Genomic DNA, 10,430 nt, shown 5'->3' on the forward strand with positions numbered 1-10,430 from the left:
ATGATAAGAGTGGGCTATTTGCTGACAGAGGAAGTACAATGAGCAAAAGTATACCACATTGTAAATATCGCGAAAGATGTTTGAAAATAAGAAAAAGGGGCTACTCCAAAAGTCGATGAACATTGATTTCTGGAGCAGCCCTTATTCTTTGTTCAAAACAGCTTTATCTTCTTTATACACAGGACAATATAGCGCGCAGCTGCTCAGTCTATAAAAAAATCAGTCTTTTTCAAAAAAAAATTTCATAGAACGGTAATTTAGAAGAATAATTACTAGTGTTGCGTAATATCCTATACTATTCTCTTAATTTTTAAAAAGAAACACGCTGCTTATCTCTATTGGCCTACTTACTAAAAAGGAGAGATTAAAATGGAGAACACGTATGATTTGATTGTTTCAAACGATAATGGAAACAGTGAACACAAGTTGGTTATAAACGGAATTCCGGTAAAGCACCCGAACGTTTTTGCCCGCATATCCAAACCGCGGTCTGAAAAGAAAACCACATTGATAGAAGCCATAAACGAACTGCACAACAATATTGATATTACAATTTCAAGTCCTGCTATAAAGCTCGCAGACAATACAAGAGTACTGGTGGGGCATGCAGCCATGGCAGGGGTAGCCGCCAGTAAAGTAAAGAATATGAATTTAGAAAAAGGAAAAAAGCATGAACAGGATCTGCCTATTATTAATACACTCGGCATTGTAGCTGTAAAAACGGTACAAGAGCATTTTTCAGAAAAGAAAACCATTGAAAACAACGATGTGTTAGAAGTAACGGTCAACATGTCCACATGCCTTCCGGCTTCTGTTTATAATGAAGTGAACGCAAAAATCTTTAAAGAGCGGTTCCAAAAAGGAACGCATATGGTCACTGTAAACATTAAAAGTGATTTAAGAGTAGTCGTGAAAGTTACATTTGGATATGTAGGTGTGTCCGCTGAAGGAACGCCGCCATTATTCGAAATTATTGAGGATGGAGAAGGAAACTACCGCTCCGGGGATATGTTTGATGAGTTTATTAAGCAGTATGATATGAAGCCGGATTTAGACGGTCAATATTTTCAGGATAAAAACTTAATGCACATTGATATTGGCGATGGGACGACCGAGCTAATCATTACAAACGGGTACGAATTAAAACATAGTGAAGGTCTGGAGTACGGGCTTGGCGTTGCACTTGAGTCGGTCGTGAGTATTTGGAAAGAGAAAAAGTCGTATACACGGCAGGACATCTCTGAAATTATCAAATCAAAATCTCATGCTTTTAAAGAAGATATTTTAACGGATTTAAACGGAGAACCGCTGGAGAACCTATCGTTTGATATTGCAGAGGACGTACAGAGCTTCGTAAATAATATGCGTTCCAAAGAAATTCATATCGCGGTCGTGTATGGAGGCGGCTCGATTCTGCTAAAAGATCACTTGTACAGCAAATTAATGGCGATTGCCAAGAAAGAACGGTTTAAGCTGCTGTGGATTCCGCCGCAATATGCAGTGGACATGAACGTAAACGGATTAAATACATTTAATGACATCTATATGGATGAATTGACTGCCCCTGTCTCATAAAAAAGGCACGGCAGAAGGAGGGGAGGGATCCATATGCAGGAAGACAAAAAGCCGACCATTTATGTAAAAACTGCAAGCTCCGCCTGCCCCGATATTGTCGGGGACTGGGCCGCAGGGCAAAAAAATCCGAATGAATCAGTGAAATACTTGATTATTCAGCTGGCTGCCCATTTCGGAAACACCGACATTTTTGACCCTGCTATTATTAACACATTAAATGCCATGCTGACCCGCAATCAAGCGGAGCGGATGCAGCTCTCCACTGGACAGGAAGACAGCAGTAAGCCCGTTATTGGACAGGAAATAAAAGAAATGCCGGGAGTCACAGCGGAAAAAGAACCAGCGGCAAAAAAGAAAACAGAACCGATCGCAAATAAAGATATCGTTGAGCTGAAATTTGTAAATGATTTAAATTCAAAAACAATCATCCAAAGCGAAACGGCTAAAACCGATCCGCCTGCCGCAAAAGAAAAAAGCAGCAAGGGCAGCGAGAAAGAAAATAAAGAGGCAGTATCTGCAGAAGCAGCAGAGGCGGCAGAACCGAAAGAAGAAAAAGAAGAAAAGGCCCCGAAAAAGAAAGTAGCCAGACGGCCTGGTACGGCCTCAAATATTATGCAGTAAACACGGAAGAACCTGCCTCCCAAGGGGTGCAGGTTCTTTTTAATGCAGGCTTATCTGGAGGCAAACAAATCGATTTGGCGCCATTTGCCGAACCGGTAATAGCCAAAAGAAAAGACGCTGCTGATCACAAAGCCAATTCCCATTCCCAAGGCAATGCCGTCTTCTCCCCAAAAAGCTGAGCAAAGATAGGTCAGCGGATAACGCAATACCCAGAACGAGAGGATATTCAGGACAAGCACCTGATACATCGCACCGGATGCCCGCACAATCCCGTTTAAAATAAAATTCAGCCCAATAAATGGATAGAAAAAAGCGATCGTCTTTAAGTAAGAGGTGCCGAACTCGACGGCTTCTTCCTCCCGGATAAACAAGGTGATTGCAAATCGTGCCAGCAAAAAGACAATGACAGCAATGGCCAGCATGGTAATGAAGTTATAAAGAGCACCATAAAGAGCAATTCGGCGAACACGGTTCCAGTGATGGCCCGCTATATTCTGTCCGGCCATACTGTTGACGGCTGTTCCGAGTGCCATAGCCGGAAGCGTAATTAAGCTGTCTAAACGCTGCGCGGCCCCGAACCCTGCAGCAGCATCGCTTCCAAAAGAATTCACGACCGTCATGATCGCTGTCACTCCTGCATAGATAACCGTCATTTGTAAGCCAGCCGGGATGCCCAGCTTTAAAATAAGCAGAACCTCTTCCCTTTTTGGGAGGAACGGAATAGAAAAAGGCACGGCTTTCTTGCGGAGTGTATACACAACACCCATGATAAAAGCCAGCCCCTGCGAGATGACAGTTGCCCAGGCAGCGCCGTTAATGCCGAGTCCGAAGACGGAAATGAACACGGGGTCGAGCACAATATTTAAAAGAACAGCAGCCAAAACAAAATAAAGCGGCGTCTGGCTGTCTCCGAGTGCCCGCAGCACTGTACTGATAAAATTGTAGCCAAGCAAAAAAAGAATACCGATAAAGTTAATCTGCAAGTATACAGCTGCGTCAGGAATCATCTCAGTTGGGGTATTCAGCCACTTTAACATCTCTTCCGTATACAAATATCCTGCAGCACCCATCAAAAGAGATAAGCATGTTAAAAGAACAACAAAAGCATTGAGATAGCTTTTTAATCCTGCAGGACTCTCGCTTGCCCGCTGCTGGGATAATATGGTGAGGGCAGCATTGTTAATTCCAAGAATAAAAGAAAGAACGGTCAGCATTACCGTACTGGCAATGCTGACAGCTCCCAGTGCATCCGCCCCGAGCAGGTTGCCGACCCACAAGGAGTCCACAAACTGGTAAGACACCTGCAGCAGGTTGGCTGCCATAATAGGCGTCGAAAAGAAAAATAACTGCTTAAAAATATTTCCATTTGTAAAATCGATTTGCCGCAAGTAATCTCTCCTTTTTATTTGATCCTTTCATAATCTACCACAAACCATTCCTTTCTTCAGCGCTGATGCCTGAAAGGAGAAATAGAGGAAAGAAAAAAGCCATTTTATCGCCGCTTTACTGAATGCAATCTTTAAAAACAAAGCTCAGAAATGAAAAAGAGAAACAAAAGAATTTGACCGATCCTTCAGTTTATAATAGAATGATAAAAATTGCTAAATGGAAATCACTTGTAAATATTCGATGCAATGACGAAGAAAAGTAAGCAAAAGGGACACTTCAGAGAGCTGATGGTTGGTGGAAATCAGCGTGGAAATTTTGTTGAATGGGCTTCTGAGCACCCTGGCTGAACAGGAGAGTAGGCCGGGGCGGAGCGTCTCACCGGTAAAAGAGACCATGTATCGAGCCAAGTTTTGGTTTCTGTACATCGAGCGCGTTTATAAATAAACGAACAAAGGTGGCACCACGGGTTTCTCGTCCTTTTTATAGGATGAGAAGCCCTTTTTTATACTTAAAATTCGAATAAAGGAGTGTTCGTAATGAATGGATCAGAAGTAAAAAAAGGGTATTTCGGAGAATTTGGAGGCAGCTTTGTACCGGAAAATCTTCAAGCTGTGCTGGACAGACTCGAAAAAGAATTCTACACCTATAAAGATGATCCTGAATTCCAAAGAGAATTTACAGAGTATTTAGAAGAGTTTGTCGGACGTGAAAGCCCGCTTTATTATGCGGAGCGGCTGACGAAGGAATTAGGCGGGGCCAAAATTTATTTGAAGCGTGAAGATTTAAATCATACTGGCTCCCATAAAATCAATAATGTACTTGGACAAATTCTGCTGGCTAAGCGAATGGGTGCCAAGCGGGTTATTGCGGAAACCGGAGCAGGGCAGCACGGTGTGGCAACCGCTACGGTTTGTGCCATGTTCGGGATGGAATGCGTGATTTATATGGGGGCAGAAGATACAAAACGGCAGGCGTTAAATGTGTTTCGAATGGAATTGCTAGGCGCTAAAGTGGTGGCTGTCTCAAAAGGACAAGGGCGTTTAAAGGACGCAGTAGATGAAGCATTTACTGATCTGGTTCAAAACTATGATCATACATTTTATCTGCTCGGCTCCGCTGTAGGACCGCACCCCTTCCCGATGATGGTACGGCATTTTCAGTCAGTCATCAGTAAAGAAAGCCGGAAACAAATTCTCCAAAAAGAAGGTCGCCTGCCATATGCGGTCATTGCATGTATAGGCGGAGGAAGCAACGCGATCGGTTCCTTTGCAGAATATCTATCTGATGAACATGTCCGCCTAATCGGCGTGGAACCAAGTGAAGCGGCTACGTTAACGAAAGGGACGGCGGGAACGCTGCACGGATTTAGATGCTTAGTACTGCAGGACGAGGAAGGAAATCCGATGCCGACCTATTCCATCGCGGCTGGACTTGATTATCCTGGAAGCGGTCCTGAACACAGCTACTTGAAAAAAGAAGGCCGCGCCGATTATGTAGCGGTTAACAAGGAAGAAGTGTTAGAAGCCTTTTTGCATTTATCTAAAACAGAAGGCATTATCCCGGCTCTTGAAAGTGCGCATGCAGTCGCGTATGTAATGAAACTGGCACCGACACTGCCAAAGGAACAAAGTGTGATTGTTAACATTTCCGGACGGGGCGATAAAGACGTGGAGCAGGTATTTGATATGCTGAATAACCAATAAATATGATGCTCCATATGGATGACAAAGCTGAAACGAAGAGTACCGAATGCGGGATAAAGGAAAAGGGGGAAATCATGTGACAAAATCAGGGCTGGACTTAGGGCGGATTGTATTTATTGGACGGACGTTTGAAGAGTATATGGCCATGTTTGATCTTTCTATAAAAGAGCTGCAAGGACAAAAAGTACTGGACTGCCCGGCAGGCGCCTGTTCCTTTACAGCCATCGGACGTCAAAAAGGCCTGGATGTCACAGCCTGTGATATTGCGTACTATCACCCGGCTGACGCACTTGCTGTCAAGGGGAAGAAGGATATTGAACATGTGATGGAAGGCATGGAGAAAGTCAAACAAGATTATGTGTTTAACTATTTTCGTGATATCGATGACCTTGTCCGGCACCGAAAACAAGCTCTTGATGAGTGTGCAGCCGGAATGAAAAGCGATCCGGAGCACTACGTCCCGGCTGAACTGCCAGTTCTTCCGTTTGAAGACGATGAATTTGACCTTATTCTTTCCGCTCATTTTTTGTTTACATATGGTGACCGGCTGGATCAGTCGTTTCACCTGGATGTGATCGAAGAATTGCTGCGGGTGGCTAAAAAAGAAATCCGGCTTTTCCCACTCGTTGATTTGTCCGGTAACCGGTATAAACACCTGGATGACCTCATTTCAGGATTAGAGGAACAGGGACACCATGTTGAAGAAATTCCGGTACCTTTTGAATTCCAGAAAAATGCAAATGCGATGATGAAAATTCAAAAAAGGTAAGATTGGAATGTACTCAAATAAGCGCTGGTTTTTTATTAGAAGAGCCGGCGCTTTTTTTGGTATAAAATCGTGGTAAAAGAGTTGCTCTTTGTGTGTACAATAACGAAGATTTCATATAGTTTATGACAATTGAGGGAGTGCGGTTTCATGTATTAGCTGATAAACATTTTCATATTTACTAATGGATAAATGGAAAAACAAATAGTTTTTTACTTAATAGGTGTACCTGCATAATTAATCAGCACTTGACTGGAACTGTTAAGTAAAAGGCTCCTTTCGATAACTGACTTAGAAGAAAGCCTTGTTTAGAGAGTATTGTTAATTTTCTTGTTAAACTAACGGGGCAGGTTAGTTGAATAAGAAATCGAATACTTAAATAACGGTTTCTCTAGATAGGTGGGAAAAATATGCTTGATAAATTCAGAAGGTTATTTAAAAAGGATGAGCAAAATAAGTTTGATGACAAGTACATTCCGATTCCGAAAAGTGAAATAAACGAAGAGTTAAAAAGAAAGATAATTGAATTAGAAAAGTTAGGAGAAGAATGTAGTAAAGTTCTCCAAAGAAAGTATGAAAATGTATTCGAAACCCAGGGAAAACACAATCTAAGAATTTGGATTTGCAGGGATATTGATGGAGATGAAATAAAGGGCTTAACTTTCGAAAAATGTCTAGAAAAAGAGTATCGTTCTCAAATAGCGATAGATTATGATGGGCCAAAATTTGATGATGATTTTTATGCAGATACAATTGAATTGTGGTATTACTTTAGTGGTTACTTTGAAGGTTCAGGCACGCTATATGATTTATCAAAAAATGACCTAGAAAAAGATATTGAGGAAGCTTTAAAAACACTGCTTAGATGATTGATTTAAAGGGGTTCCTTGTTCAACTAGCAGAGGGATTTTGTTTAATATCTCGGCTGTCATTACGGCAGCCTTTTCTTATTCAGCTAACGGCGCAGGTTAATTAAATAAGTATTTGTGATTGGAACAACATAAAAATATACTTATTAGGAGGGATTAATAATGCCTGTTCATGAATTTGGAATAATTGATAATATCGAAAATGAGAAAAATGACATTGGTTATGAACCACTAAAATACAATTGTATTTCTGTTGATGATGAAATTGTTAATAGCTTAAATGAACATTTATCTATTATGAAAACTTACTTTCATTCGCTTAAACGCCCAGAGTTTGGTTTAGCTTATTGTGGAATTACAATTATTCCACCTGAATCATTATCATTATTTTATGAAGTGGTTACATCTTCAACATTTTATAAAAAATCTGTTGAACTTAATGAATTAGCTATAAAAATAAACCAGGCTAAAGAAGAAAGCAAACACATAATACATTATGGGGTTTGATTCCTTAGTGGATAGAAAGCGTATTATCATTAAACCTTACTTGTTCTTCTTCAACTAACGGGGTGCTTTAGCTTAACAACGAAGGTAGAACATACAGTAGTTTTTAGGGGAGGTGTTTGAAAGTGTTATATGACGATAGATATCATATGCACTTAGGTTATTACGAAAATGGTTTCGATTTAGAAGCTATTGCTTTTAAAAGACAATCACAAGAAATTTGGGACATTTTCTTTGATTTCGAGCAATATGGTTTAAAAAAACCTGTCCAAGAAACCGAATTAAAAGAGTTTAGCATAAAAATATTTTCAATTGAAAGTAAGGAACTTGATTATAATTACGGAGCAAAAAAATTTGAACAGTGGTTATTTAACCAAAGAATTATATAAACACTTATCTTTTAGAGATTAAGTTTGCAAAATAGTTACAGGAAAACCTTTCCAAAAAGGCTCCCCTCAATATTTGCTTAATTTTCAATACTAAAGTTTAACAGAGCCATTTTAAAAAAAGTCTCCTGCTCAACAGTATCGGTCTACTGTTGAGCAGTAAACAGAATGCAACATAAATATAATTATATTGTATTGGGAAAGCCAGCTGTCAGAGGCAGCTGGGGCTTTTAATATATAGTATCGACGTACTGTTGATTAACTAATCATTTAATTATCGTTTCTTGGTGATAAAATTAAACTTATACCAGCTTGCCTTTTTGCGTAAAAAAGATACATCATTGCAAATTAGTCCATTGAAATACCTGAAAAAACGGTAGTGAGAATTGAAAAGTAAAGTTTTCTTCTTCAAGTAACGGGGTGCGTTAGTTAAAGAAAGAACAAATAAAGGAGTGTACTTGCTCCTTTATTTGTTCTTTTGATGGAATTATCAATACTGTCGTTTAACAGTTGCTAAAACATTAGAAGCAAAACAACTCAAATTGTTACTCAACAGTACGTCCATAGCAACCACTACATACATTTAATAAATATAAGAAACAAGGCCATTCCAATAATGAATGGCCATGTTTAATTAATTATCTGTTTTATGAGAAAACGTTTGAAGATTATAGATAAGAAGAGCAAGTTCTCCTCTAGTCATTACTTTGAATGTGCCAAATTCGCTTGCGGATCTTCCCTGTGTAATATTCGAAGCTTGAAGCTGGTCAATGGCTGCTTTATATCGCCCTGTTGCATCTAAGAATGTATGAGTTTCCTGATCTGCTGGCCGTAATGTGCCTCTATAAGCTTGTGAAGCCATAAGGGCAAATTCTCCTCTCGTAATCGTATCATTTGAGCCAAAGGATGTAGCCGTTTTTCCATTTACAATGCCCATTGCTTCCAGTGCAGAGACTGCCATCACGGCACGTTCAGGCACATCTTTCATTTCCGTTTTTTTTACACCTTCAGTTGTCATGGGGACCGACTGGTACAGTATTACAGCTACATCTATACGTTTAATAGGAAGAGACCAACCAAATTGATCCTTATTTAAACCTTCGAACACCTTCTGATCATAAAGAACTTGAATACGCTCCTGATATTCTGCAGGTACATCGTGGAAAGGAAAACGCTCAGTTGGTTCAGCAAGAACCGGATCAAACGAAGCTGCTTGTGCGGATGAATTTAACAAAATAAAAGGAAACACTGCACTTAAGAACATAGTGAGTATTGTTTTCTTTTGAACCATCTTCATCACTATCACTCTTTTCTTTTGATTTATCTTACGCAAATTCATAATATTTCCTATCGGATTATAATATCATTTATGTTGCGTTCGTAAATTCTACTGATTTTTTTCTAGAAGGAATTATTTCTGTGTTTTAATCTTTTTTAATTTTTCCACATCTAACTTAATTTTATTGTTTTGATGTGCTTTATATTTTCCATTTTCCTTTTGATAACTACCTTGCTCAGGGTTTACCAGCGAGTAAGGAATTTCATTTGGAAATGTAGCCAAAAACATTATATATTCATTTTTTGGTTTAATTGGATTGGAATTTTCTTCTGTATAAGTTACTCCATCTGACCCACCACTCAATTGCTTTACTTCGACAACGTCTCCTATCTGGACGTTATCTCCCTTATACACTTGGGCAACTTTAACTTGTGAAATTGTATACAAAAATTCGGTCTCTTCTTCTCTCACTTCTTTTTCTGTACCTAGAGTCGGATTTTCCCTGAGATCGTTTGAATCATTAGGTAGTGAGATATTAACGCTTTCCACTTTACTGTCTAATACATTTCCCTCTACTATCAGGTCAGAGGCCTGTTCTAGCTCTGTTTGTGTAGTGTATCGAGGATAATCTAAAGAATAGTCTACTACTAAATTTTCTTTTTCTACTTCTTTTGAGTCAGCCTCGCTACACGCTACCAATAAACAGTTTAAAACAAATAAAAGAAATATAATTGGTTTTTTCACACACTTCACCCTTAGTCTTTTTAGGTTTATATTAACATTAAAAAACAAAATAGTTATTTAAAACCAAATAAAAACCCTGAAAAATCATCAATTCTTTAGGCTTTACTTATAGATGCAACATAATTTACTTATGTTGCATGGCATCTAATAATCAATAGCAGACGGAATACTGTTGAGTAAAAGGCTTTTCGATAACATCTTTAAAAGAAGGACTCGCTCAAGGATGTTATAGATTTTTTTGTTTAACTAACGGGGGGCAAAAGTTGAAAATCAGAGCTGTCATTATGGCAGCCTTTTCTTATTCGACTAACGGAGCAGGATTGTACAATAAGGGTAAGTTAGACAGTCCAAGTTTTTAATGTTATTTTAAGGTTTTGTAGGCATATAAACGGGAGTGGTAGGGATATTTTTGATAATTTTAAGTAATAAATGTGAGAAAAAGTTTATAGGAAGTAATCATTTCTAAGTACCCTTAACAAAGTTAGAAAGTAGTGGGATAAAATGAAGAATTACGATATTATCTTTTTTGATATAGATGATACACTTTTTGATTTTACTAAATCGCATCCAGAAGCTTTTAATAAAGTCTTTGAA

The 10,430-nt window shown here is 39.1% G+C and carries 10 protein-coding genes and 1 other annotated feature; of the genes, 7 read left to right on the plus strand and 3 right to left on the minus strand.

Annotated elements, in window-relative coordinates; translation table 11 throughout:
- Positions 1 to 369 precede the first annotated feature (369 nt).
- Positions 370 to 1,575, plus strand: a complete 1,206-nt coding sequence (locus L2D08_RS22030) for a ParM/StbA family protein (RefSeq protein WP_242237373.1) — start codon at positions 370 to 372, stop codon at positions 1,573 to 1,575.
- 33 nt (positions 1,576 to 1,608) lie between these two features.
- Complete coding sequence (locus L2D08_RS22035) at positions 1,609 to 2,196, plus strand: hypothetical protein (protein WP_242237374.1); 588 nt, start codon at positions 1,609 to 1,611, stop codon at positions 2,194 to 2,196.
- Between the two features lie 50 nt (positions 2,197 to 2,246).
- Here the strand turns inward: L2D08_RS22035 and L2D08_RS22040 are convergent, their stop codons facing one another.
- Entirely contained in the window at positions 2,247 to 3,584 is a 1,338-nt protein-coding gene (locus L2D08_RS22040; protein ID WP_242237377.1) for an MATE family efflux transporter, read from the minus strand.
- 237 nt (positions 3,585 to 3,821) lie between these two features.
- Positions 3,822 to 4,067: a binding site (T-box leader), on the plus strand.
- Between the two features lie 54 nt (positions 4,068 to 4,121).
- Here L2D08_RS22040 and trpB point away from each other — a divergent pair.
- From trpB to L2D08_RS22065, 5 genes are all read left to right on the plus strand, one after another.
- Positions 4,122 to 5,288: a tryptophan synthase subunit beta gene (trpB, locus tag L2D08_RS22045; RefSeq protein WP_242237379.1), complete on the plus strand. Its 1,167-nt coding sequence runs from the start codon at positions 4,122 to 4,124 to the stop codon at positions 5,286 to 5,288.
- 46 nt (positions 5,289 to 5,334) lie between these two features.
- On the plus strand, positions 5,335 to 6,057 hold the full coding sequence (locus L2D08_RS22050) for a class I SAM-dependent methyltransferase (RefSeq protein ID WP_375337630.1): 723 nt from the start codon (positions 5,335 to 5,337) through the stop codon (positions 6,055 to 6,057).
- 407 nt (positions 6,058 to 6,464) lie between these two features.
- The gene (locus tag L2D08_RS22055; protein ID WP_242237381.1) at positions 6,465 to 6,923 is read left to right on the plus strand and encodes a hypothetical protein; all 459 of its coding nucleotides are present in this window, start codon (positions 6,465 to 6,467) and stop codon (positions 6,921 to 6,923) included.
- 162 nt (positions 6,924 to 7,085) lie between these two features.
- Positions 7,086 to 7,430: a short-chain dehydrogenase gene (locus L2D08_RS22060; protein ID WP_255822083.1), complete on the plus strand. Its 345-nt coding sequence runs from the start codon at positions 7,086 to 7,088 to the stop codon at positions 7,428 to 7,430.
- 122 nt (positions 7,431 to 7,552) lie between these two features.
- Positions 7,553 to 7,816, plus strand: coding sequence for a DUF3986 family protein (locus L2D08_RS22065; RefSeq protein WP_242237382.1), 264 nt, complete (start codon positions 7,553 to 7,555; stop codon positions 7,814 to 7,816).
- Positions 7,817 to 8,447: 631 nt separating this feature from the next.
- On the opposite strand, the gene L2D08_RS22070 is transcribed toward L2D08_RS22065, so the two are convergent.
- The gene (locus L2D08_RS22070) at positions 8,448 to 9,110 is read right to left on the minus strand and encodes an S-layer homology domain-containing protein (RefSeq protein ID WP_242237384.1); all 663 of its coding nucleotides are present in this window, start codon (positions 9,108 to 9,110) and stop codon (positions 8,448 to 8,450) included.
- A 114-nt stretch (positions 9,111 to 9,224) separates the two neighbouring features.
- A complete protein-coding gene (locus L2D08_RS22075; protein ID WP_242237385.1) occupies positions 9,225 to 9,836 on the minus strand; it encodes a hypothetical protein in 612 nt (203 codons plus the stop codon).
- Positions 9,837 to 10,430 lie beyond the last annotated feature (594 nt).

It is taken from the genome of Domibacillus sp. PGB-M46 (assembly GCF_022668875.1).
Lineage (GTDB): Bacteria > Bacillota > Bacilli > Bacillales > Domibacillaceae > Domibacillus.

Excerpts from the sequence above, each read along its gene's own strand:
- L2D08_RS22050 (WP_375337630.1), top strand. The coding sequence starts at position 5,335 with ATGCGGGATAAAGGAAAAGGGGGAAATCATGTGACAAAATCAGGGCTG.
- L2D08_RS22030 (WP_242237373.1), top strand. The coding sequence starts at position 370 with ATGGAGAACACGTATGATTTGATTGTTTCAAACGATAATGGAAACAGT.
- L2D08_RS22035 (WP_242237374.1), top strand. The coding sequence starts at position 1,609 with ATGCAGGAAGACAAAAAGCCGACCATTTATGTAAAAACTGCAAGCTCC.
- L2D08_RS22060 (WP_255822083.1), top strand. The coding sequence starts at position 7,086 with ATGCCTGTTCATGAATTTGGAATAATTGATAATATCGAAAATGAGAAA.
- trpB (WP_242237379.1), top strand. The coding sequence starts at position 4,122 with ATGAATGGATCAGAAGTAAAAAAAGGGTATTTCGGAGAATTTGGAGGC.
- L2D08_RS22055 (WP_242237381.1), top strand. The coding sequence starts at position 6,465 with ATGCTTGATAAATTCAGAAGGTTATTTAAAAAGGATGAGCAAAATAAG.
- L2D08_RS22070 (WP_242237384.1), bottom strand. The coding sequence starts at position 9,110 with ATGAAGATGGTTCAAAAGAAAACAATACTCACTATGTTCTTAAGTGCA.